This window comes from Cronobacter sp. EKM101R (genome assembly GCF_963888145.1).
GTDB lineage: Bacteria > Pseudomonadota > Gammaproteobacteria > Enterobacterales > Enterobacteriaceae > Cronobacter > Cronobacter turicensis.
In genome coordinates, this window is record NZ_CAWPHW010000006.1 from 16,213 (window position 1) to 39,541 (window position 23,329).

Genomic DNA, 23,329 nt, shown 5'->3' on the forward strand with positions numbered 1-23,329 from the left:
CATGACCTGGTCGGCCTTAACAAAGAGACGCCCCGGTTTCGTTGTTTGTCTGAACAGATAAATTATAGAAGTCGTTAACCGATTCTTAATATAAATGCATGGGGCCAGGCGCACGTTTTCCAGGGCGCGTCTGCGCGCGGAATATCAGCCATAAAAAAAGCCCCCGCCGCGTGAGCGACGGGGGCTGATGACATGACAACGCTTAGAACGTTTCCCAGTTATCGCTGCTATGCGCAACGGCGGGCTTCTGGGTAACGACCGGCGCGGCGCTTGCCAGAACCGGGCTTACGCTACGCGGCTTGCCCTGCGCGCTCTGGCTGATGCGGAACACGGCGACGGACTGCGTCAGGCGGCTCGCCTGCTCTTCCAGCGCGCTCGCGGCGGCGGCGGATTGCTCCACCAGCGAGGCGTTCTGCTGGGTGACGCGGTCCATCTCGGCGACGGCCAGGCCCACCTGGTCGATACCGCGGCTCTGCTCGTCGGAGGCAGAGGCGATTTCGCCCATGATATCGGTCACGCGGGTGACCGCGCTAACGATCTCGCCCATGGTTTCACCGGCGCTTTCCACCAGCGTCGAGCCCACGTCCACTTTGCTGACGGAGTCTTCGATAAGGCCTTTAATCTCTTTCGCCGCCTGGGCGCTACGCTGCGCCAGGTTACGCACTTCGCCTGCCACCACGGCGAAGCCGCGGCCCTGTTCGCCCGCGCGCGCGGCTTCTACCGCGGCGTTAAGCGCCAGGATGTTGGTCTGGAAGGCGATGCCGTCAATCACGCTGGTGATATCGGCAATCTTCTGGGAGCTGCCGGCGATGTCGCGCATCGTCTGCACCACGTTATCCACCACTTTGCCGCCTTTCTGGGCGGTTTCCGATGCGCTCAGCGCCAGCTGGCTCGCCTGACGGGCGTTTTCGGCGTTCTGTTTCACGGTGGCGGTCAGCTCTTCCATGCTGGCGGCGGTCTCTTCCAGAGACGCGGCCTGCTCTTCGGTACGGGAAGAGAGATCGTTGTTACCGGCAGAGATTTCGCTCGCGCCGCTGTAAATCGCATCCGCGCCGTTACGCACTTCACCCACGGTACGCACCAGTTCGCCCTGCATATGCTTAATGCTGGCGGCCAGCTGGCCCATTTCGTTCGTGCCGTCGACTTCAATCTCACGCGCCAGGTCGCCGCCCGCAATATGGCGAATACTGTCGATAAGACGGTTCAGCGGGGTGATAAGGGTATTCTGGATACCGAACCAGACGCAGACAATCACGCCCAGCACGACGGCCAGCACGCCGACCAGGATCCAGATAGCCATGCTGTAGGAGCTGTTGCTGCCTTCCACGGCGATGTCATACAGGCGGTCGTTCTGCGCCATATATTCGGTGTAGGCTTTTTCGAAACCGTCCTGATATTTCTGGGTCGGCTGGTCGAAGAATTCGTTGATTTTCCCGGCCGCGAGCAGCTGAATCAACTCCGCCAGCGCACCGTGATAGATGTCGTAGTTACGCTTGATCTCCTGCGCGGATTCTTCGCTCTGACGCGGGTCGCGCGGCAGGGCCTGGTACTCCGCCCAGTGCGTTTCCGCCTGTTTCAGCGAGCTGCTGGCAATCTGCATCAGCTCCTGCACCGTGGCGCCGCTGCCAATGTTGCTCGCATCCATCATGTGACGGATACCGGCGCGGTTTAAGGTGTTACGGGTCTGGATCAGCGCGACCCAGCTACCGTTCAGCGTGGACTGCTGCTGGCGGATAGTTTGCAGAACCGTAAAATTTTCCTTGTCACTTTTGATGGCATTAAAGAACAGGCCACCGGAAGCCATTTGCAACAGACCGAACAGGGCCAGAACAAACAGCAAACTGGTTACAACTTTTATGCGGTTTAACATGGTTTCTCTTCCCGATACGACAGATGGAGAGAGTTTCGGCATGAAAACCAAAAACTTTATAAGGATAAGCACCGGTGCAGACCGATTTTTGTACTAACTTTGGTGGGGAAATCACCATAAACACGCAGTGTGTGACGCAGGTCATATTGCCGATGGCGGGAATACAAATTAAGCCGCGCTTAATTTCGGATTTAAGTATGACGAAATCGCGCCTAAGCGCAAAGTGTTAGCCATTTGCTCGAAAGTGGGGATAAGGGAAATTTATTTCGTTATCAGCTATGACTCATCGCTTGATGATTAAAGAAAGTTATAAATCAAATAGTCACACAACAAAATCATTTGATTTAAGTTTTAGTGGTTCCTCTACCTGGGGCTAGGAATATTCTTATTATATGGGTGTTCAAATGACGTTTCTCGGTAAAAATGTTACAAACATCAGGCTTTTTAGCGCTCATCATCACAATACACGTATTATTAAATTCGACACCAGGATTACTGATTTTAGCGTTCAGGATAGTATCGAAGGAACACTTCATGGAACGAATCATTGTTGCGCATACGCCGCTTCCTCCAGAAACCCTCTTATTCAAATCCTTAAGTGGGACAGAACAACTATCAACGCTCTACGAATTTGATGTTGAATTATTTAGTCCTCTGAATAATATCGATATAAAAGCTTTATTAGGAAAACCTGTTACAATAGAAATCCGTAATAGCTCACTGACGCCGCGCTTCCTTACAGGCGACATCACTCGCCTGTCTCTGGACGGCAGGGATGACACTGGCGACCGCTATTACAGTTATAAAGCTACTCTCTGCCCTGCGCTTTGGTATTTAACACAGAATCGTGATTTCCGCATCTGGCAGGAAAAGACCGTTCCTGAAATTATTCGGTATTTGTTGGATGAATACCAAATCCCATACGAACTTCAATTAAGTAGCGACTATCGTAGCTGGGGATATTGTGTTCAGTATAATGAAAGCGACTTTGATTTCATAAGCCGTTTAATGGAGCATGAAGGTATTTATTACTATTTCCGTCATGAAAACGGAAGCCAAACGTTAGTTGTGGCTGATTCCCCTTTCAAACATCAGCCACTTGCTGGTTATGAGGATATTCACTGGAACATTCCGGCAGAAACAGGTTCTATAACCGGAGAAGGAATACATAGCTGGTGTGTAAGCGGCGCTATCACCCCCTCACTTTACAGTCACGATGATTACGATTTTCGTAAGCCTCGGGCGCGTTTGTTCGAAGCAAGAGAAAATCCACGGTCATTCGCGGCTAAAAAAACTGAGATCTATGACTGGCCGGGACGTTATACCGAGCATCAGCATGGACAAAATTATGTGAAGGTTCGACAGCAAGAGCTTGAAACTAAACACGAGCAAATGAGTGGTAAAGCTACGTCCTTAGGTATAGCACCTGGCTTTACTTTTCGTTTTGCAGGCGCGCCGCGTAAAGAAGATGAAGGCGAATATTTAACGGTGCGGGCCACCTATCTTCTGACTGAAAGCCCTTATGCAAGCTCAGCAGATATGCCTGCAATACATCAGATTGATTTCGATGTGGCTTCTGCTGAGCTTAACTGGCGACCACAACGCAAGACGCCATGGCCCAGGACTTATGGGCCGCAAACAGCCGAAGTTGTCGGCCCGCAAGGCGAGCCTATATGGACAGATAAATATGGTCGTGTAAAAGTAAAATTTCGCTGGGATCGCTATAGCGAAAATGATGACTCATGTTCATGTTGGGTACGCGTTTCCAGCGCCTGGGCAGGCTGGAAATATGGAGGGATGCAAATTCCTCGCGTTGGTGAAGAGGTTGTTGTTGATTTTATCAACGGCGATCCGGATCGTCCCATCATTACCGGACGCGTATATAACGAAGAGAGTATGCCTCCATGGAATTTACCTGCTGATGCAACGCGAATGGGCTTCATGTCACGCAGTAAAAATGGTAGTCCGGATAATGCCAACTATCTGTTCATGGAAGATAGGCTGGGACAGGAAAGCTTTGACATGCATGCAGAGCGCGATATGAACATGTCCGTTGAAAATGACTTAAATGTGCATATCGAAGGGAACCGCAATCTTACTGTAGACAAACATGATAGCCAAACCCTTAAAGACAGTAGTGACATTACCGTTACGGGGTATTTAAATAAAACCATAACCCAAAACATGGTTACAAATAGCTCTGCCACTATCAGTAACGGCGCTAAAAATATTATGTTCTCTGCCTCGGAGAAAATCATATACGGGCAAACTGTAGATAAAGAAAACAAAGCTTCTATTAGCGCTGCACCTTCCGATGCAAATGCCAAAGTTTCACATATTAGCAAACCCGGTACATTTTTACCGGCTACAGCCTCGTACAAGAACCCACCGCCAGGTAGCGATGTGATTTATCGTAATGGCGTTGCAACGCATATCGAGGGGTATGAAAAGCGAACCATTGATAAAAATCAGGTTATTGAAGTAAAACAAGATGCCGTTCGTAACGTTAAAGGTGATTTGGTAGAAACAGTGGAAGGTAATATTAGCAGGTTGACGAAGGGAACCTGGAAAGAAACAGTACTGGGAGAAATAACGATCACTTCTCCAAAAAAAATTACTATCAAGAGTGATGTTGAAGTTAATATTGATGTCCCTTATTGGAGTAGTAATGCCAAGATGTTCTCAGAAAGTTATGCATTAAACTCTTTAACTATGAATGGTTCCTCTGAAACAATAGGAACTCTTTCGTTAGGCACGAATGCTATTAATGTAAGCTACAATCATATAGACGGTGGCTTTAAGCATATTGACCTGACCAAACAAAATATTCAAGTAGCAATGAATGCAAAAATCCGGCTTCTGTCAGGAGCTATATCAACATTAGCAAACAAACTTTTGATGGTTTTTTAATATGACTAAATTACTTATTGTAATAGGATGGCTCGCATTTGTTGTCGTTGCATCCTTAGGTGCCATTTTCATGTTTACGTTAAAATCAAATCAGTTACGCGAAAATGGTATCAAAGCTGAAGCGGAGATAATTAGCATGAAAGAAATCGGTCGCTCTGATGGAGGAAATATTCGATTTCTTTTCACAGTTAAGTTTACAACTCAGAAAGGGACTATAAGTGCTACTGGAAAGCAATTTCTCAGTGCGATGGATTTAATCTATGTGAAAGAGCATAAAACAATCCCTATTTGGTATGATAAAGAAAACCCTCAAAAAATACTTGTTTCCCCTGTTGATATACCTGACCTTTTAGACCAGTAACCATACTAAGGGCGTGTTACTCGCGCCCAATGCCGTCTCATAAATTAACCAAGGCTAAATTATATAAATCGAGGAAATTATAACATGACGCTGTGCTTTATAATATTTGGCGCTATCCTGTTACTTGTTTTTATTTTTGGAGGGATAGCGTTTAAAGTTACCAAGGAACAAAATTTCAAAGCGTCAGCAGTTAGAGTCGATGGTCATATCATTGATATGAAACATTCCGGTTCATCCGATACTGGAAATATACTTTATAAGATTACCGTAAAATTTAACACACCAAAAGGTGAGGTTACAGCAGTTGATACTGCTTTCTTAAGTCCTGAGCATATGATGTACGTTAAAGATCATAAGTCGATACCGACTTATTATTCCAAAGAAAATCCGAAAAAGATTCTTATTGCAGCCGAAGATATACCTAATGTGTTAAATCAATAAACTTAAATAATATATGTATGACTTAATTCAACTAAGCCATAATAGTGAATATGGGAAATATATGTTCAACTTTATTATATTTTTTACCGTTGGTATCAGTGGTACGCTTTTAGTAGTTTGGTTCATCCTCTTTGTTGTTTTTAAAGATGATGAACTTTATGAAACGGGTATTAAAGTTGAGGCAAAAATCATCAGCATGAAGGAATGCGGGCGTTCAAATGGCGGAAACATCCGGTTTACGATGATGGTAGAATTTAAAACTGAAAACGGAACCGTGAAGACCACTGCAAAACAATTTCTTAGTGTAATGGATTTAATTTATGTGAAAGAACATAAAACTATACCAGTCTGGTATGACAAAGAGAATCCTCAACGAATACTTATCTCACCTGTTGATATACCAAATATCCTGGAGCAGTAAATTTACAAAGGGCGAGATACCGCCGCTCTTTACATCACCCTAAAATTAACTAAGACATAAATCACACACACCGGGCGACTTATAACAGGGTGCTACTATTCTTATTGCGTTCGAAGTCATACATAGTGTATCAGAGCTGTAGCTTTAGAAGATGTTGAAAGCGTGTTGCATCCATCAGGCTTTCCGGGGTCTGTGAAAAGGAAACTAATAATGGCTGAGTTTTTTCTTACTCTCGCCGGCGCTGTGCTGGTGATTATCGTTATTTATTGGATCATCTCATTTCAAATGGCAAGAGAGGCAAAGTTTAAGGCCGCTGCCATCCGGGTCGATGCCCGCATCCTCGAAATGAGATACTCCAGTTCCTCGGACTCCGGAAGCGTGACGTACAAAATGAAGGTCACCTTCATGACGGAAAATGGCCCGGCGACGGCCGTGGGTTCTGCGACGTTATCGCCTCCAGGCATGATTTACGTTAAGGACCACAAAACCCTGCCGACGTATTACTTAAAAGACAACCCGCAAAAAATATTAATCGCCACGGATGAGATCCCCGACCTGCTGTCGCAGTAATACCTCCCAATAATAAAGGCGCCCTCCATGGCGCCTTTATTCATTACCGCAAGCGATGCCGGTTTATCAGAAGTTCCAGCTAAAGCCTGCGTTCACGCTGTTGTCCTGATAGTTCTCGGAAATTAGCCCGCTGTAGCCGAGCGAGAGATGCGCGTTGCGGTTCACCGCGACTTCCGCGCTCGCTTTCAGCACGGTGCCGTCGCGCGAGGCCGAAACGCTGTTGGTCACAAACGGCGTGCTGCTGCCCTGGAACTTCAGGCCAGTGGCGCGATCGAGCTCGCCATACTGATGCTGCCAGCCCACTTCGCCGCGCAGCGCCACCGTGGTTTCTGCTGTGGCGTCCCACTCCAGGCCCGAACGCAGGCCTAGCGTGGAGAACGTGGCGTCGGTGTGCTGCTTGTCGCCATGCAGCGCCGTCGCCCCGCCCTGCTCGCGGATGCGGTTGTTTTCAAAGTTCACGTAAGAGACGTTTGCAAACGGCTCGACGCTTACCATGCCTGCGGCCAGCTGATAACCGGCCTCCGCGAAGAACTGCTCGGTACGGGCGTTATATTTCGCGTCGCTATGGTCAGACTGCGTACCAAAGCTGACGGAACGGCTGGTGTCGAAACGGTGCCAGGTGTAACCCGCACCGGCGCGCAGCGCCAGCTCGCCCAGCTGTTTACCGCCGTAGACCGCCAGATGGTAGTTATCGCTGTCTGCATTCGCGCCGTAGCCGCCGTCAAGCGAGGTGCGGGTGTAGCCGGTCGCCACCCCCATGCGCCAGTCGTCGGCATACGCCGAATCAAGCCCCAGCAACACGCCGTAGGTTGATGCCTGATACCCGGTGGCGTTCGCATCGCCGGAGGCGTGATCCCACGCGCCTAACAGCTTCGTCCATGCGCCGCCGTCATCGGCCGCGACCGGCGAGACGCTGGTCAGCCCTTCCGCCTGACGCAGACGCTCATTCAGCGTATCGCGCAGATAGCGGCTGTCGTTAATCTGCGCCGAGGCGATATCCGCGTGGATCTGCCCGCCCAGTTGACGGAACGCCTGACGCGCCTGCGCCACCGAACCGGTCGAGAGCAGACTCTCATACAGCGGGTTGCCCGCGCCGAGCGTTTCCAGCGCGCCGGCGACCGCGCGACCATTGGCGGTATCCGCGACGCTCGCGAACGTGGTGTCGTTACGCGCCACATCCAGCGTTACCTGGCCGCCCGCGTAACCCAGCGAGGTGCCGAGGAACAGATAATCCGGCGCCACGCTGTCGAACTGACCGGTCACGCCGTTCGTCGCCGACAGGATGTTGTATTGCTGGCCCAGCAGGCTGCGAACCTCCGCCTGGCTCAGCAGATTGCCGCTGTTCTCAAGCGATACCGCGACTTCGCCGCCGTTCAGCGCGATAGCGCCCGTGGCGTTAATCACGTCGCTGCGCCCGTCCGGCGAGACTTCCACCGCGTAGCGCGAGCCTGGCTGGAACGTGACGTCGCCATTCACATTCAGCGTGCCGATGGAGTTGCCGGGGGCAACGGTGCCGCCGCGCGCCGCCGTGAGCGAACCGACCGTACCGTTACCCGCCAGCACGCCCTGCTGCTGCACGGTCACGTCGGAAGTGACGGAGCCGTTCACCACCAGCAGGCCGTCATTCACCAGTGTTGGGCCGGAATAGGTGCTTGAGCCAGTGAGCCACAGCGCGCCCGCGCCCTGTTTGGTCAGGCCGCCGTGGCCGGAGATATCGTTCGACCAGACATCCATCGCGCACTGAATATCGCTACAGGTGCGCGCCAGTGTGGTGCCCGCTTCCACTTCCTCGCCAATGCCCGGAATATCAGCGATAAACTGCGAGGAGCCGTAAGCCACGCCGTCCGGGTCCGGCACACGGAATTCTTCAGGAATATCGTCCACGGTGTAGAACATGCCCGGCCCGTGGATCGCCTTGCTGAGATCGATCATCCCCCAGCCATAAAGCGCGTCGATGCCCGGATCGCCCATATCCACCGTGGTGGTTTTCAGCACCTGGGCTATCTGTTCGCCGGTCATATACGGGAAGCGCTCCATCAGCACCGCCACGCTGCCCGCCACGTGCGGCGCGGCCATAGAGGTGCCGCTGTAATTGGCATAATCGGTAGTCAGCGTCTCAGGGCTGGTGCCCTCAATCACCGAGCTGTAAATCCGGCTGCCCGGCGCCGAGACGCAGAAACTTGCGGTGTAACCGCAGCGGGAGGAGAACGTACTGATGGTATACGGCACGCTGTTGGCGGAGGCTGGATCTTTCATTACGCTCGCGACAGACAGCCAGTTCGGCGCGATATCCGGCACAAAGTACGCGAGGCCTGCTATCGCATCCGGGTTGTTAAGGTTGTAGTCGTTACCGGCGGCGAAAATGGTGACGATGCCGCTGCGGGCCGCGTCGATAGCGCCCTGATACGCGCCGCCCGGTTTGGTGCCGAGGATCGCTTTGATCTGATCGAACTGCGCCTGCGCGTCGGCAACAGTGAAGTGCGGATACGCCGGATCTTTCCCGCCCTGATCGAATTTCTCGGTAATGCCGATACCCCAGCTGTTATTGATGATGCGCGCGCCGCTGTCCATCAGCGCATGCCAGCCCGCTTCATATACCGCGCCGTCATTGCCAAGAATAATCCCGTCTTCCGGGCCGGGGTCGCCGTTTTCAGCGCTGATGATCTGCGCGTTAAACGCGACGCCGTGCATCGGCCCACCGTCGCGGCTGCCTGCCGCAATACCGCCAACGTGGGTGCCGTGCGCGCCCAGCTCGCCATCGGAATCCACAGACGGCGTACCGTCATAGCGGAAAGGGTCGCCTTTTTTCACCGGAATATACGGGTCGGTATATTCGCGGATCCCTTCGGTGACGAGGTTAATGACCTTATCGGTGCCGGAAAATTCCGGGTGCTTTGCGTAAACCGGCTGATCGAAAATACCGAGCTTAATGCCTTTACCGGTATATCCCGCCGCGTAGGCTTCATCGGCGTGAATAGCGCCAAGCCCCCACTCCGCATTAAATTCGCTGCTGCGCCAGCTGGCGGCATCGCCCGCTTTGCCCTGCTCAATATAATTACTCGCGCCCGCCTGCCCGATACCGGCCAGACCTAACGCTATCGCCACCGCACTCATACGAATACGGCGCCCGCCCCGTATAGGCGAATATCCCGCCTGAACAGGTTCTGCTGCTCTGCTTCTGTTGATCATCCCAGAGACCATCCATTGATTGTGAGTTTGCAAGGGGCCAGACGCGCCAGCCCTTATTGTCATAGGTATTGCGCGCGGCCTCGGTGGCCGCTGCGAATATCAATGTTAAGCAGAATTTATTTATTTGCGCCAGTGCGGATAAAGAGGGTTGAAATTTAAAAAGGTGAGCTGCGTCATACTATTTTTCTATCGATTTCGCCGTTTCCGGCCTTTAAAAAATCCCGGTGCGGCGCTCGTTATCCCGCCCCGCGGCTTATTTGCCGCTTCGCTTATTTTTTTGCTTCTCAGAAAAGCATGTAAAATTAACCGATTACCACAAATGAACTATAAGCAGTAAAATAGTTATTTTTTGAAAATATAAACGCCGAAAACAAGCAAACATAATATTTACGATGCATTTCTCAATTATGCATAAATAAAAATTAAAAAAGCCTATGGCGCATTTTCAGCGTTTTAAGACGTTTCTTAAAAATGAATAAAAAATAAACGAATTGTTTTTATTCATGGAAATAACGCAGGTGAGAGATAAAAAAAGCGCCCGCAGGCGCTGATGAAATAAAGAGAGCAATACCGGTCTTGTTACGTATAGCGCAGCGTTTCCGGCTCACGGCGCAAAATCACCTTACCGTGGCGCACGGAATAACGCGCCTTCGCCTGGCGGCGCACCACTTCGTAATCATCCGGCGCATCCAGTATCACGAGATTCGCCGGTCGTCCTTCATAGAGGCCGTAGTTATCGCCAAGGTTCATCGCCCGTGCGCTGTTGTCGGTCACGAGATCCAGGCTGCGTTTGAGATCCTCATACCCCATCATGTGACAGATATGCAGCCCGGCGTCGAGCACGCGCAGAATGTTGCCGTTGCCGAGCGGATACCACGGATCTTTAATCGAGTCCTGCCCGAAACAGACATTCATGCCCGCGCGGTCCAGCTCCGCCACGCGCGTCACGCCGCGCCGTTTCGGCCAGGTATCGAAACGGCCCTGCAGATGAATGCTCTCGGTCGGGCAGGAGACAAAGCTTAAGCCAGCGCGTTTGAGCAGGCGGAACAGCTTTGAGCAGTAGGCGTTATCGTAAGAGCCCATCGCCACCGTGTGGCTCGCCGTCACCCGCGCGCCCATGCCGCGCACGCGCGTCTCTTCCGCCAGCACTTCCAGAAAGCGCGACTGCGCGTCGTCGGTTTCATCGCAGTGTACGTCCACGAGGCAACCAGTGCGCTCGGCCAGATCCATCAGGAATTTCACCGAGCTGACGCCCTGCTCGCGGGTGTTCTCAAAATGCGGAATGCCGCCAACCACATCCGCGCCCATCTCCACGGCCTGCTCCATCAGCGCCCTGCCCTGTGGGAAAGATTCGATACCCTCCTGCGGGAACGCGACGATTTGCAGATCGATAAGATGGCGCGCCTCTTCTTTCACTTCCAGCATCGCTTTCAGCGCGGCGAGCGTCGGATCGGTCACATCCACATGGGTGCGCACGTGCTGGATGCCGTGGTCGCGCAACATGCCGATAGTCTCATGCGCGCGGCGTTTGGTGTCCTCATGGGTGATGGTGGCTTTACGCTGGCCCCAGCGCTCAATGCCTTCAAACAGCGTGCCGCTCATGTTCCACTCAGGCTCGCCCGCCGTCAGGGTGGCGTCCAGATGAATATGCGGCTCCACCAGCGGCGGGATAACCAGCCCGCCCTGCGCATCCAGATCGTTCTCATTGGGGGCCTGCATCGCCGTCTGCGGCGTAATGGCTTTAATAATCCCGCCGTCCAGCACGAGCGTGAACCAGCCTTCGCGGCGGCGTAAACGGGCATTAACGATATTCATAACGGCTCCTTTGAGTAAGACGGTGAGAGCGGCTCACGGCGCCGCCCGCGCGCCAGGCGCACAAACAGAAGATAGCTCGTCGCCGACACCGCGATGCCCACCAACGGGGCGACCCACGGCGAAAAGTACGCGGTCAGCGCGCCGAGCGCGTAAGCGGCAAGCCCCGCATAGTTAAAGCGCGGCAGCCGGGCCTCGCTGAGCGCCGGGTAACGTCCGCGGCGGTGAAACACATAGTCGGCGATGATCACCCCGCCGACCGGCGGAATAATGCTGCCGAGCAGCACCAGAAACGGGATCAACAGCTCATACATCCCGCCGATGGCCAGCAAAATGCCGATGCCCGCGCTCGCGACGGTGAGCGTGCGGCGGCGCTCGCTGCGCAATAAATGACAGGCGGCGGCAGAAACGTTATAAATCGTCGGCCCCTGAATGGTCCACAAATTCAGACACAGCATGATGACCGCCGCCACCGACAGCCCCTGCAATGTCATGACCGCCACGATATCCGCTTGTTGATACACCACTGCGCACCATGCGCCCGCGACGACCATCAGCCCGTTGCCGATGAGGAAGCTAATCAGGCTGCCGGTAATAGCCGTGCCGCTGCTGCGCGCCATGCGCGTCCAGTTGGTGGCCTGGGTCGCGCCGCTCGCGAACGTGCCGAATACCATCGTGATGGCCGCCGACCAGCCCAGCGTTTCGGTGGGTTCAATGCGCTGCATCGCCTGCCAGCCGCCCGCGTGGCGGGTCGCTATCCACATCGAGGCCACCAGCAAAATAAACATCAGCGGCACCGAAACGCGCGAAAGCAGATCCAGCCCGCGGTAGCCCACCAGCGCCGTAACGCAGAACGCGAGGCCGAAGAAAACCATCAGCGGCGTGGTGAGCCATTCCGGCAGCGCCAGCAGTTTCACCAGCGTGATGGCGACTGTCGCGGTGCCCCACGCGTACCAGCCAAGCTCCGCGAAGCCGAGCAGGAAGTCAGAGAGCTTGCTGCCCTTCTCGCCAAAACAGAAGCGGCCCATTAATACGGTATTCAACCCGCTGCGGGCGGCTATCCAGGCAAGCGCCGCCGCATAGAGTGCCAGCAGCAGATTGCCGATGGTGGCAATCCAGAGCATCTCGACAATCGGAAAGGCGACGCCGAGCTTGCCGCCCGCAAACATCGTGCCGGTGAAAAAAGTAAAGCTGAACAGCACCATTGAAATAGAGAGCAGGCCTTTGCGCCCGGCGGCGGGCGCCTCGCTTAACGGGAATTCGGTGTTGGCTGACATAACGAGTCCTCTGCGAAAGATAAAACGCGGGTGGACAGAGATTCAGCAAGTTATGTGCCAGGAATCGGCGGGCGGAATGCGGGGCGCTTTTCGTCATAACGTAAAAACGACGCCCTGCGGTTGTGCAACGCGGCGCGCTTTGCACTGTTGGCGGGAGCGTAAAACAGACGCGCGCCGCTCTGAATGGCGGCGCGCTTTACGGTCTGAAGCTGCGATCAGTCGAGATCGGCGCCGTTACTGGCGATCACTTTTTTATACCACCAGAACGATTTCTTACGCTTGCGCTCCAGCGTGCCGCGGCCCTGGTCGTCGCGATCCACCCAGACGAAACCGTAGCGTTTGCTCATCTCGCCGGTAGAGGCCGACACCAGATCGATGCAGCCCCAGGTGGTGTAGCCCATCACCGGAATGCCGTCTTCAATGGCTTCGCGCATCGCGCGGATGTGCTCGCGCAGATAACTGATCCGGTAGTCATCTTCGATTTCGCCGTTTTCATTAAAGGCGTCTTTCGCGCCGAGACCGTTTTCCACCAGGAACAGCGGTTTCTGGTAGCGGTCATACATCATGTTCATGGTGATGCGCAGGCCCAGAGGATCGATCCCCCAGCCCCATTCGCTCGCCTCGATATACGGGTTTTTCAGCGATTTCACGATGTTCGCGGCGTTAGTCACCTGACTGTTCATATCCGCTGAGGCGCAGCGCGAGGCGTAGTAGCTAAACGAGACGAAATCGACGGTATCTTTAAGGATCTCGTCATCCTCCGGCCCTTTTTCAATCACGATGCCTTTTTCACGGAACAGGCGCTGCGTATAGGCCGGGTAGGCCCCGCGCGCCTGCACGTCGATAAAAAACAGGTTTTCGCGGTCTTTCTCCAGCGCCGCCCAGACATCCTCCGGCTTGCAGGAGTAGGGGTAGAAGTTGCCGCCCGCCAGCATGCAGCCCACCTGGTTTTGCGGGTTCACTTCATGTGCGATGCGGGTGGCGATGGCGCTGGCGATAAGCTCATGGTGCGCGGCCTGGTATTTTACCTGCTCATGGTTTTCGCCCGGCTCAAACGCCAGGCCCGCGCCGGAGAACGGGCTGTGCAGCAGGATGTTGATCTCGTTGAAGGTAAGCCAGTATTTCACCAGCCCGTCGAACGCTTCAAAGCAGGTGCGCGCGTAGCGGGTGAAAAACTCCACCATTTTACGGCTGCGCCAGGAGCCATATTCCGTCACCAGATGCATCGGCACGTCGAAGTGGCAGAGCGTCACCAGCGGCTCGATATTGTATTTTTTGCACTCGCTGAATAGCGCGCGGTAGAAGGCGATGCCCTCTTCGTTCGGCGTCTGTTCATCGCCGTTCGGGTAGAGACGGCTCCAGGCGATTGACGTGCGAAACACCGTAAAGCCCATTTCGGCCATCAGCGCGATATCTTCTTTATAGCGGTGATAGAAATCGATCGCCTCGTGGCTTGGGTAAAACTCATCGTCGCGCCATGCGACGCGCTTATCGAGCCCAAGCTTTACCGCCAGGCGGTTCGGGCCGTGCGGCAGCATATCGACCGTCGTGGGGCCTTTGCCGCCCTCGCGCCACGCGCCTTCCGCCTGGTTTGCCGCAATCGCGCCGCCCCATAAAAATCCTTCGGGAAAAGTGTTGTTATCCATACGCGTCCTCTGATTAATTCGGTTTTACTGCGGGCGCCTGCGCGCTGAAGTCCGCAGGCTGCGGGTTTTCGCGGGCGGGCTCGGGCGTTTCGACGGGAATATCGTCAAAGCCCAGCACCAGCGTCAGGATGAACGACAGCACCACCGCCAGCGCCATCACTCCAAAGACCCAGACGATCGTCATCGGGTGGGCCGGATCGAAAAACTGCACGCTGGTAAACAGCCCCGGCGCCGCCATTGAGTGGCTCGCAAGCCCCGCAAGGCCCGCCACCGCGCCGCAGACGAAGCCGCTAATCAGGCTCGCCACCAGCGGGCGTTTAAGCCGCACCGCCACGCCGTACAGCGCAGGCTCTGAAATACCCGCCACAATGGCGGATGCCGCCGCAGCCAGCGCCGTCTGGCGCAGTTCCGGGTTGCGGGTGCGCCACGCCACCGCCAGCGACGACCCGCCGAGCGACAGGTTGGCCCCGATTTCCGACGGCATCACCATGCCCTCTTTGCCGGTTTCGGCGATGGTCTGGATGATGGTCGGCGTAAACACGCGGTGCATGCCGGTCATCACCAGCAACGGCCAGAGCGCGCCCATGATCGCCACTGACAGCCAGCCCAGATAGTCATGGATGGTGTACACCACTGACGAAATACCGCTGCCGATCCAGATGCCCAGCGGGCCAATCAGCATGATGGCGATGGGCGAGGCGATCAGCACAATCAGCATCGGTTTCAGGAAGTTCTTGGTCACCGCTGGCGTGATGTTGTCCACCCAGCGTTCAATATAGGAAAGTATCCAGGTCATGCAGAGCGCCGGGATCACGGTATAGGTATATTTTACCGCCGTGACCGGAATGCCAATAAAATCCACCGGTTGCCCCTGCGCGGCTTTGGCCATCAGGTCAACAAAGTTCGGGTGCACCAGCACGCCCGCAATGGCGATCGCCAGCGACATATTGGTTTTGAATTTAATCGCGGCGGAGGCGGCCACCATGATCGGCAGGAAGAAAAACGCGCCGTCGCCAATCACGTTGAGAATGGTCAGCGTCGGCGCGCCCTTCTCCACCACGCCCGACATCTCCAGCACCATCGCCAGCAGTTTGACCATCGAGCCGCCGATGATCGCCGGGATCAGCGGCGACATGGTGCCGATCAGCGCATCGAGAATGCCCGCGCCGATGCGCCGCAGGGTGATTTTGTCGTTGCGCGGCAGCGCGCGCTCGACCCGTGCGCCTTCCGGCAGCAGTTTCAGGACCTCGGCATACGCCTGCGACACCGTATTGCCGATGATGACCTGGCACTGGTTGTCGCTGCGCACCACGCCCAGCACGCCAGGGATCGTCTTGAGACGGGCCGCGTCCACGGCGCTGTCGTCGTTCAGCACAAAGCGCAGGCGCGTCATGCAGTGCGTGACGGCCGCCACGTTACCGCCACCGCCAATCGCATCGACTACCGCGCGCGCCAGCGCTACGTAATTCTTTGACATGATGGTGAAATCTCTCGTTATCACACGCCGTAGCGTCAGAGCCGCTTCTGCGCGTTTATTATTTTAAATTCAGGTACTTGTCAGGCATCACGGCGTGAGACGCCGCGTCGCGCTGACAGGATGATGTAATAGGTAACCGGTTCCACATTAGAGTGGTTGCGGTCATAAAACAGATCAACTGAAATTTAATCGGGCTTTAAAATGTGTGATGGAGATCGCCATGAAGCAGCCGTAAGCGTGCGCGACATGTCTGCCGCTTTACGGGGAAATGTGTAGAATGTGCGGCACGTAAGCCGAGCCGGAGGGATAACATGTCGACAATGCAGGAAGTGGCCAAAAAAGCAGGCGTATCAAAGGCCACCGTGTCTCGCGTGCTATCCGGCAAAGGGTATGTGAGCGAGGAAACCCGCAAACAGGTATTCGAAGCCATCGACGCGACCGGCTACCGGCCTAACCTACTGGCGCGCAATCTGGCGACCAATACCTCCCAGTGTATCGGGATGGTGGTCACCAACACGCTGTACAGCGGCAGCTACTTCAGCGAAATCCTCTCACGCGCGGCGAAAAAGCTGGAAGAAAATGGCCGCCAGTTGATTCTGGTGGACGGTAAACACAGCGCCCGCGAAGAGCGCGAGGCGATTGAGTTTCTGCTCGATTTACGCTGCGACGCCATCATCCTCTACCCGCGCTTTCTCGGCGTTGACGACATCGACGACATCATCAGCCAGACCCGCCAGCCGGTGATGGTGGTAAACCGCAAGCTGCGTAAACATCAGAGCCACTGCGTCTGCTGCGACCACAAAGGCGCCAGCTTTAACGCCACCCGCGCGCTGCTTGAGCGCGGGCACCGCGAGATAGCATTTATTACCGGCTCTCCCGATTCCCCTACCGCGCTGGAGCGTCTGGCGGGCTACAAAGAGGCGCTGCGCCAGCACGGCGTCACGCCCGCGCCATCGCTGATTGTGGAAGGCAAATGGACGCCGGCAAGCGGCGCGCAGGCGGTGAATACGCTGCTGGAAAGTGGCGTGGCATTCAGCGGGCTTATCGCCAGCAATGACGATATGGCGGTCGGCGCGCTGAAAGCGCTGACGGACGCGGGGATTCAGGTGCCGCAGCAGGTGTCGCTGATAGGCTTTGACAACAGCCCCACCGCGCCCTTTCTCAGCCCGGCGCTCGCCAGCGTCAAAGACCCCGTCACCGACATGGTTCACGAGACGATAAACCGCCTGATCGCCATGCTCGACGGCGGTTATCTCTCACGCGACAACCTGTTCGTTTCAGAGCTTATCCTGCGCGATTCGGTGGGAAACGGGCCTTACTGTGCCCGCTCGTAAGTGGCGCTGATTTTTAACGGGAAATTCTCAGCCGTCGCGAAATGCGCGGTGAATACGCGGAGCGGACCGCCTTTAAGGCTCTGGAAATAGTAATACGCCGAATAGCGGGTGCCGGGGCGGTAACTGAAACCCAAATCGGGTAGACACTGCCCGCGCGCCACGCGGCGCCTTGCTTCGGGCAGCCGCGATTCCATTAAGGACTCTCCTTTCTCGCTGTATATCTCAACCGAGCGGATGACCTCATCAGGTTTATTCGTGACCAGTAAACAGACCGTATCGCCACGCGCCATTACCGCGGCTGGCTCTTCGAGAAATATCCTGTCCGCACCGGAAGGACACCCCGTCAGTAAACCGGTTAGCATCACTACAAGCAGGCGTTTCATCTTCCCTTTTCCTTCGCATTTCCTGATGCGCGAGAGTAACGCGTTGCTCGCGAAAGCGCCTGTCAACACGCCGAAAATCCGCCTTTTTCAGATTCGCATCAGGTGCCTTACGGCTCGCTTTTCACCACGTAACGGGTGGCGGGGAAGCGGTTTAAAATCAGGTGCACTAAAAACACCATCGTCAGCGTGATAAGCAGCGACACGGTGACGGAACTGATGCGGTAGAGATCGCTGAAAACCAGATCGGTGTCGGGGTGAAGATTCTGCCCGAACATGATGCCAAGCGTGGTGATGCTGGCGAACCCGACGCCCGCGCCGACTTTTTCCATCACGTGCAGCCGGGCGCTGAAGGCAAAGCCGAGCGCGATAAGCGGCATCATCAGCACCATATGGCTGCTGTGATCGTAGAGCACGAGCTGCACCAGCAGCACATAGAGACAGCCAATCACCACGCCGACCACGCGCCACAGCGAGCTTAACACCGCGCCGCGGTAGTGCATGGGAAAGAGGATCAGGATGCCCGCCATCAGCGCCGAGAGCGAGTCGCTCAAATCCGCCATCTGAAACACCACGAAATTGAGCGTCGCTACCGTACCGGAAAGCAGGTATTCATGGCGCACCCGCGCGGCGTCTTTTTCAATCAGCGGCGGCGGCTTGCGCGGTTCAACGTCCGGCAGCAGATAGTGCATCAGGGCGCTTAAGCCCACGGCCATGACGCTCGCTTCCATATTGGAAAACAGCAGCGTGTGCCAGTCGCTGGTCGGGTAGCTCATAAAGTTGAGCATCACGCTCTGGCAGACGACGCCCATCGAGCCGAAGAGAAACAGCGGCCCTTTGCTCATAAAGCGAAACCGCATTACGTAGAGCGCAAACACCACGCCGGTCATGATTACCGGCCATTGCGCAAGATAGCCGACAATAATTACCATTTCGACGCAGTTCAGCGCCGCGCTGAAGATAAACTGCTTCGCGACGTGGCGGTTAAATACTGGCACCAGTGACAGCAACATGATCGGGTAGATAACAAAAAAGACCCCGTAACTGGTGTTGTAGAAGCTCGAAATACTGAGCGCCGTGACACCCGCCACCATGATGCGCAGCGTCTGGCGAAAATCGTTCGCCGTGTAGACGATGTTGCCATGCGGGGTGAAGACCCGCGCCAACGTGTTAATGGACATGGTTAATACACATAATGCAGCAGGCTGATAAGGTGGATCTGTAGGCCCGAGAAGAAGCGGGCAAACGGACCTTCGCTGTTATAGAGCTGCACGGTGGCGCGCGCGCCGGTCGGCAGCGACACGGGCAACGGCTCGTCCAGCGCCACGTGAATACGCATACGGCGCGCGTCGCGCACCCAGCGGTTCGACTCCTCCGGCTGCGACAGCTGGCCGTTCACCGCCTCCTGGCCTGCCAGTATCCCGGCGTCGTGGCTGGTGACATGCGCATGGAACACCTGGCCTGGCAGCGCGTCGAACACCACCGCGGCGTCGGTGCCCACATGCGTGTGGCGCAGGCTCTTCTCGCGGAAATCCGCCACGATATCGGTGTGCTCGCTCACCAGCGCCAGCGCGGGCGTACCGGCGGCGGCAAACCAGCCTGGGCTTAATTGCAGATTGCTGACGGTGCCGTCGGCCTCAGCGCGGATCTGCGTCCAGCCGAGATTGAGCTGCGCGTCCTGCAGGGCGTTGCGGTATTTCTGTAGCGTGACGTTGCGGTTGTCGTCGCGTTCGCCGCGTTCAATGGTCAGTTCGTTAATTTTCGCCTCCAGTTGCGCCACCGCCTGTTCGCTGGTCTGCCAGGTGGTGCGCACCTTATCAAGATCCTGCTGCGAGACGTTTTGCAGCGCGCTCAGGCGCTGGTAGCGGTCAAAGGTCACTTTATCGTTGCGTGCCGTCAGGCGGGCGGTGTTGAGGCTAGCCCTGGCGGCGACAATCTGCGCGTCCAGTTGATCGTTAGTCAGCCGCGCCTGGCGCAGCGCGATATCCGCCGCCTCGACGCGATTGGTAAACGGCGCGGCATCCAGCTCAAACAGCAGATCGCCCTTTTTCACGTGGCTGTTATTGGCGACATGCACCGCCGCCACGTAGCCCGAAACACGCGAGGAGACGGGCGTCACCACGCGCATCACGGTGGAATCCGGCGTCAGCGGGATCCAGATATCGGCGAGAATGAAGTAAACGAACATCGCCAGGAAAGTGGCAATACTCACCCTTACCCAGCGGGCAAATTTTTGTTCCGGAGTCATCATAGTTATTGTGCGTTGTTAGCGTCTTCGTCGCGGATCGTGCGCAAATTACGCGCGATCTGGTTTAATGTGTCGCTGAAGATGTCCATATCCTGCGCGGGAATATTTTGTGACACGCGCGCCTGGTAGCCCTCAATCACCGTCGTGAGTGTGGCGAGCATCGCCCGCCCTTCGTCGGTAAGAGAAACCAGGCGAATGCGTTTGTCCCAGGGTGACTGACTGCGCACCAGATAGCCTTTGCTTTCAAGGCATGTCAGGGTACGCATGAGCGGCGGCAGTTCAATGCCCTGCACCTGCGCCAGTTCGCTGACCGATAGATTATCCCCCTGCTGATCGAGCTGCATCAGCACCGTCCAGCCAGACTGCGTCAGGCCGGTATCGGTAATCGCGCTATCAATAATGGCGCGCCATTGACGCACAATCATCGCCATACGCATGCCCATCGGACGGCGGGCGAACCGTTCATCTTCTGTCATCAGGGGCTCCCTTCAGTTAGCGGGAGGGCAACTTAATACTTATCAGGGTAAGTATCAAGAAACAGGCGGGAGAAAAGCATGGATTGCGAAACGAACGGGCCGCCGCTTACGCATCAGCGGCCCGTGGCGGGCGGGTTTACTGGCTGAGGCGGCTTGCGATAAGCCGCAGTTCATCGGCGATTTTGCGCATATCCGGGGTGTTGTCTTCACGCGGGCCCGTGGAGTGACGAATCACCAGCCGCGCCGGGAGAATGGAAGAGAGCCGCGAGGCGTCGCTTTCGCTCGCTTCAAGCAGCCTGCGCACCGCCTCTTTACCCTGCATATCGAGATCGAGCGACACGGTGGTCAGTGCCGGGTAGAAAAACGAGCTTTCGTAAGTGTCATCGTAGCCAATCACCGATTTCTGCCCCGGAATGGAGAGCTGCTGCTGATGAAACGCGCTCAGGACGCCTAGCGCCATCTGGTCGTTCGCCACCAGCACGGCGGTAAAATGCGGCGCTTCGCGCAGCATTTGCAACGCGCCCGCGTAGCCGCTCTGCGCATCCCAGTTGCCATGCAGTACGCTCACCGGCGTTAAACCGTAGCTCTCCAGCGTCTCCAGCCAGCTTTTGAGGCGCAGCCGGGCGGAAACCGAACGCTCCGGGCCCGACAACAGCGCGATATCGCGATGCCCTAACTCATATAAATACTTCACGCTCGCGCGCGTGCCGTCAGCCGGATTAAAAGAGACGTTAAATACCGAGCTGTACGGGTCCACGTCCAGGAACAGGCACAGGATGTCGTCGTTATCAGCGGCGATTTTCTCTGCCGCCTGCGTCTCCAGCGGTACGTTGATGATAACCTTATCCACCAGCTGCGACTTGAGTTCGTTGATGGAATCCTGAATGCCCTGGCTGACGTTCTCATCGATCATTGAGATCAAGACCTGGTAGCCATCCAGATTTGCGTAACGTTTCACCGCCGCCGCCACCTGCGAAGGCGCATGCAGCGCAAGCGACGTGGTGACCAGGCCAAGCGTCATGCTCTGCTTGCCGACCAGCTGCTGCGCCAGCCGGTTAGGCACGTAACGCAGATGCGCAATCGCCTCTTCTACCTTGCGGCGCGTGGCTTCAGAGACATTGGCAGACTTATTCAGTACACGAGACACCGTCTGGTAGGAAACCCCCGCGTGGCGGGCGACGTCTTCCAGTGTGGCGCTTTTAGACTTCATGTTCCGGTTCCTTTTTCGTGGGCTGCGCTGATTGTAACAGGGGCCCGCCGGAAAAACCTTTTCTGCACAAATCCCCGTTATCCTTCCTCTTGTTAAAGTACTACGTTCACAATACATAAAACTCGTGAGAAGCATCACCATTTGTTACAAAACTGCCTGATTTATTTGCACTGAGTCACAATTAATTAAGATCAAATTTGCCTGATATTTCGCAAAGGCGTTTTATGGCTGCGGTTATGTGAACGTAATACAAAACAATAAAAGAGGTTACTATGAACACTACGCTACGCACAGTGGCCGTTGCGTTAGCCGCCGCGCTGACTTCACCTTGCGTGCTGGCTGCGTCATCTTCTGTACCCATTGATTTTCATGGCTATTTGCGTGGCGGCGTGGGCGTCTCGCAGGATGGTGGCCAGGAAGAGTGGCAGAAAAACAAGCTGGGGCGTCTCGGTAACGAAACCGACACCTACGGCGAAGTGGAGCTGGGCTCTGAAGTCTACAAGAAAGATGAAGTCAGCTTTTATGTCGACAGCATGGTCAGCATGGTGTCCGACGGCTCCAACGACAGTGAAAGCACCCTTAACGACGACGCCCAGTTCGGCCTGCGTCAGTTAAACCTGCAAATTAAAGGACTGGTGCCGGGCGATCCGAACGCGGTGATCTGGGGCGGCAAGCGCTACTACCAGCGCCACGATCTGCACATCATCGATACCAAATACTGGAACATCTCCGGCTCCGGCGCGGGGATCGAAAACTACACCGTAGGCCCGGGCGCGGTCTCCTTCGCGTGGATCCGCGGCGACGCCAACGATCTTGATTACCGCGTGGATGGCGATAACGACGTTAACATTAACTATCTGGATCTGCGTTACGCGGGCTGGAAGCCGTGGACAGGCGCCTGGACGGAGTTTGGCATCGACTACGCCATGCCGAACCCGACCGACAAACAGAAAGAATACGGCGGCCTGTATGAAGCCGACAACGGCGTGATGCTGACCGGCGAAATCAGCCAGGACATGCTCGGCGGCTATAACAAACTGGTGTTGCAGTATGCCAACAAGGGTCTCGCGCAGAACATGGTCTCGCAAGGCGGCGGCTGGTATGACATGTGGAACTACGTCAACGACGCCACCGGCTATCGCGTCATCAACACCGGTTTAATTCCGATTACCGATAAGTTCTCGTTTAACCATGTGCTGACCTGGGGATCGGCGGATGACATCACCGCCACGACCGATAAATCGCGCCTCCTCTCGCTGGTAGGCCGCGGTCAGTATCAGTTCACGCAGTATGTGCGCCTCATCGGGGAAGTGGGCGGGTTTTACCAGAAAGAGACCTATAGCAATGGCACGCATGGCAAGCAAAGCGGCGAGAAATACACTATCGCGCTTGGCCTCGCCGATGGCCCGGAATTTATGTCGCGTCCGGAGCTACGCGTGTTCGCCTCTTATCTGAACGATTCGCAGCACAATAAAGCGTTACAGGATGGCACCGCTAACGATACCTGGAACTTCGGCGTTCAGGTGGAGGCCTGGTGGTAAGCAGACGTCCCTGACGCTAACAGCGCGTCAGGCGTCGCGGGCGGCGGCCCGAAACCGCCGCCCGCAGGCGTTGTCTCATGGCAGACACGCAGAAGTAAGCGTTGTATCTCTGAGTTATGGCACTGCCATCACGGCGTAACGGCCGCTGATGCACCCTCGTTGCCTT

General features: G+C 55.5%; 18 protein-coding genes. 7 read left to right on the forward strand and 11 right to left on the reverse strand.

Translation table 11 applies throughout. The features are described from left to right. Window positions 1-202 precede the first annotated feature (202 nt). The gene (gene tsr / locus AACV31_RS06450; RefSeq protein ID WP_165155764.1) at window positions 203-1,870 is read right to left on the reverse strand and encodes a methyl-accepting chemotaxis protein; all 1,668 of its coding nucleotides are present in this window, start codon (window positions 1,868-1,870) and stop codon (window positions 203-205) included. Window positions 1,871-2,404: 534 nt separating this feature from the next. On the opposite strand from tsr, the gene AACV31_RS06455 reads away from it, so the two are divergent. From AACV31_RS06455 to AACV31_RS06475, 5 genes are all read left to right on the forward strand, one after another. Continuing rightward, complete coding sequence (locus tag AACV31_RS06455) at window positions 2,405-4,780, forward strand: type VI secretion system Vgr family protein (RefSeq protein WP_165155762.1); 2,376 nt, start codon at window positions 2,405-2,407, stop codon at window positions 4,778-4,780. Window position 4,781: 1 nt separating this feature from the next. Continuing rightward, a complete protein-coding gene (locus AACV31_RS06460; protein ID WP_165155760.1) occupies window positions 4,782-5,141 on the forward strand; it encodes a DUF3592 domain-containing protein in 360 nt (119 codons plus the stop codon). 84 nt (window positions 5,142-5,225) lie between these two features. After that, entirely contained in the window at window positions 5,226-5,582 is a 357-nt protein-coding gene (locus tag AACV31_RS06465) for a DUF3592 domain-containing protein (RefSeq protein ID WP_165155758.1), read from the forward strand. Window positions 5,583-5,643: 61 nt separating this feature from the next. After that, window positions 5,644-6,003, forward strand: a complete 360-nt coding sequence (locus AACV31_RS06470; protein ID WP_105537875.1) for a DUF3592 domain-containing protein — start codon at window positions 5,644-5,646, stop codon at window positions 6,001-6,003. 210 nt (window positions 6,004-6,213) lie between these two features. Next, a complete protein-coding gene (locus AACV31_RS06475) occupies window positions 6,214-6,573 on the forward strand; it encodes a DUF3592 domain-containing protein (RefSeq protein WP_165155756.1) in 360 nt (119 codons plus the stop codon). 66 nt (window positions 6,574-6,639) lie between these two features. On the opposite strand, the gene AACV31_RS06480 is transcribed toward AACV31_RS06475, so the two are convergent. From AACV31_RS06480 to ascF, 5 genes are all read right to left on the reverse strand, one after another. Next, the gene (locus AACV31_RS06480) at window positions 6,640-9,687 is read right to left on the reverse strand and encodes an autotransporter serine protease (protein WP_165155754.1); all 3,048 of its coding nucleotides are present in this window, start codon (window positions 9,685-9,687) and stop codon (window positions 6,640-6,642) included. 654 nt (window positions 9,688-10,341) lie between these two features. After that, on the reverse strand, window positions 10,342-11,577 hold the full coding sequence (gene codA / locus AACV31_RS06485) for a cytosine deaminase (protein ID WP_165155752.1): 1,236 nt from the start codon (window positions 11,575-11,577) through the stop codon (window positions 10,342-10,344). Next, window positions 11,574-12,851, reverse strand: coding sequence for a cytosine permease (gene codB, locus AACV31_RS06490; RefSeq protein ID WP_165155750.1), 1,278 nt, complete (start codon window positions 12,849-12,851; stop codon window positions 11,574-11,576). Before codB ends, codA begins: the two co-directional genes overlap by 4 nt. Before the next feature lie 215 nt (window positions 12,852-13,066). Beyond that, the gene (locus tag AACV31_RS06495) at window positions 13,067-14,497 is read right to left on the reverse strand and encodes a 6-phospho-beta-glucosidase (RefSeq protein WP_075197423.1); all 1,431 of its coding nucleotides are present in this window, start codon (window positions 14,495-14,497) and stop codon (window positions 13,067-13,069) included. A 13-nt stretch (window positions 14,498-14,510) separates the two neighbouring features. Further along, the gene (gene ascF, locus AACV31_RS06500; protein WP_105537878.1) at window positions 14,511-15,974 is read right to left on the reverse strand and encodes a PTS cellobiose/arbutin/salicin transporter subunit IIBC; all 1,464 of its coding nucleotides are present in this window, start codon (window positions 15,972-15,974) and stop codon (window positions 14,511-14,513) included. A 311-nt stretch (window positions 15,975-16,285) separates the two neighbouring features. Here ascF and AACV31_RS06505 point away from each other — a divergent pair, with 311 nt between their 5' ends. Then, window positions 16,286-17,308 (forward strand): LacI family DNA-binding transcriptional regulator, encoded by a 1,023-nt coding sequence (locus AACV31_RS06505; protein ID WP_165155748.1) that lies wholly within the window; start codon window positions 16,286-16,288, stop codon window positions 17,306-17,308. Here AACV31_RS06505 and AACV31_RS06510 read toward each other — a convergent pair. The 5 genes from AACV31_RS06510 to AACV31_RS06530 all read right to left on the reverse strand — a co-directional run bounded on the left by AACV31_RS06510 (window position 17,290) and on the right by AACV31_RS06530 (window position 21,622). Beyond that, on the reverse strand, window positions 17,290-17,691 hold the full coding sequence (locus AACV31_RS06510) for a putative T6SS immunity periplasmic lipoprotein (protein WP_165155746.1): 402 nt from the start codon (window positions 17,689-17,691) through the stop codon (window positions 17,290-17,292). The genes AACV31_RS06505 and AACV31_RS06510 overlap by 19 nt on opposite strands. Before the next feature lie 107 nt (window positions 17,692-17,798). Further along, a complete protein-coding gene (locus AACV31_RS06515; protein ID WP_075197419.1) occupies window positions 17,799-18,869 on the reverse strand; it encodes a DUF2955 domain-containing protein in 1,071 nt (356 codons plus the stop codon). A 2-nt stretch (window positions 18,870-18,871) separates the two neighbouring features. Continuing rightward, the gene (locus AACV31_RS06520; protein ID WP_165155744.1) at window positions 18,872-19,939 is read right to left on the reverse strand and encodes an HlyD family secretion protein; all 1,068 of its coding nucleotides are present in this window, start codon (window positions 19,937-19,939) and stop codon (window positions 18,872-18,874) included. 2 nt (window positions 19,940-19,941) lie between these two features. Next, entirely contained in the window at window positions 19,942-20,412 is a 471-nt protein-coding gene (locus AACV31_RS06525; protein WP_007767089.1) for a MarR family winged helix-turn-helix transcriptional regulator, read from the reverse strand. Between the two features lie 136 nt (window positions 20,413-20,548). Continuing rightward, complete coding sequence (locus AACV31_RS06530) at window positions 20,549-21,622, reverse strand: LacI family DNA-binding transcriptional regulator (protein WP_007767072.1); 1,074 nt, start codon at window positions 21,620-21,622, stop codon at window positions 20,549-20,551. A 272-nt stretch (window positions 21,623-21,894) separates the two neighbouring features. Between AACV31_RS06530 and AACV31_RS06535 the strand changes: the two genes are divergently transcribed. Beyond that, window positions 21,895-23,163 (forward strand): maltoporin, encoded by a 1,269-nt coding sequence (locus tag AACV31_RS06535; protein ID WP_165155742.1) that lies wholly within the window; start codon window positions 21,895-21,897, stop codon window positions 23,161-23,163. Window positions 23,164-23,329: the final 166 nt, after the last annotated feature.

Coding starts and splice junctions, on each gene's coding strand:
- tsr (WP_165155764.1), bottom strand. CDS start 1,870: ATGTTAAACCGCATAAAAGTTGTAACCAGTTTGCTGTTTGTTCTGGCC.
- AACV31_RS06455 (WP_165155762.1), top strand. CDS start 2,405: ATGGAACGAATCATTGTTGCGCATACGCCGCTTCCTCCAGAAACCCTC.
- AACV31_RS06460 (WP_165155760.1), top strand. CDS start 4,782: ATGACTAAATTACTTATTGTAATAGGATGGCTCGCATTTGTTGTCGTT.
- AACV31_RS06465 (WP_165155758.1), top strand. CDS start 5,226: ATGACGCTGTGCTTTATAATATTTGGCGCTATCCTGTTACTTGTTTTT.
- AACV31_RS06470 (WP_105537875.1), top strand. CDS start 5,644: ATGTTCAACTTTATTATATTTTTTACCGTTGGTATCAGTGGTACGCTT.
- AACV31_RS06475 (WP_165155756.1), top strand. CDS start 6,214: ATGGCTGAGTTTTTTCTTACTCTCGCCGGCGCTGTGCTGGTGATTATC.
- AACV31_RS06480 (WP_165155754.1), bottom strand. CDS start 9,687: ATGAGTGCGGTGGCGATAGCGTTAGGTCTGGCCGGTATCGGGCAGGCG.
- codA (WP_165155752.1), bottom strand. CDS start 11,577: ATGAATATCGTTAATGCCCGTTTACGCCGCCGCGAAGGCTGGTTCACG.
- codB (WP_165155750.1), bottom strand. CDS start 12,851: ATGTCAGCCAACACCGAATTCCCGTTAAGCGAGGCGCCCGCCGCCGGG.
- AACV31_RS06495 (WP_075197423.1), bottom strand. CDS start 14,497: ATGGATAACAACACTTTTCCCGAAGGATTTTTATGGGGCGGCGCGATT.
- ascF (WP_105537878.1), bottom strand. CDS start 15,974: ATGTCAAAGAATTACGTAGCGCTGGCGCGCGCGGTAGTCGATGCGATT.
- AACV31_RS06505 (WP_165155748.1), top strand. CDS start 16,286: ATGTCGACAATGCAGGAAGTGGCCAAAAAAGCAGGCGTATCAAAGGCC.
- AACV31_RS06510 (WP_165155746.1), bottom strand. CDS start 17,691: ATGAAACGCCTGCTTGTAGTGATGCTAACCGGTTTACTGACGGGGTGT.
- AACV31_RS06515 (WP_075197419.1), bottom strand. CDS start 18,869: ATGTCCATTAACACGTTGGCGCGGGTCTTCACCCCGCATGGCAACATC.
- AACV31_RS06520 (WP_165155744.1), bottom strand. CDS start 19,939: ATGATGACTCCGGAACAAAAATTTGCCCGCTGGGTAAGGGTGAGTATT.
- AACV31_RS06525 (WP_007767089.1), bottom strand. CDS start 20,412: ATGACAGAAGATGAACGGTTCGCCCGCCGTCCGATGGGCATGCGTATG.
- AACV31_RS06530 (WP_007767072.1), bottom strand. CDS start 21,622: ATGAAGTCTAAAAGCGCCACACTGGAAGACGTCGCCCGCCACGCGGGG.
- AACV31_RS06535 (WP_165155742.1), top strand. CDS start 21,895: ATGAACACTACGCTACGCACAGTGGCCGTTGCGTTAGCCGCCGCGCTG.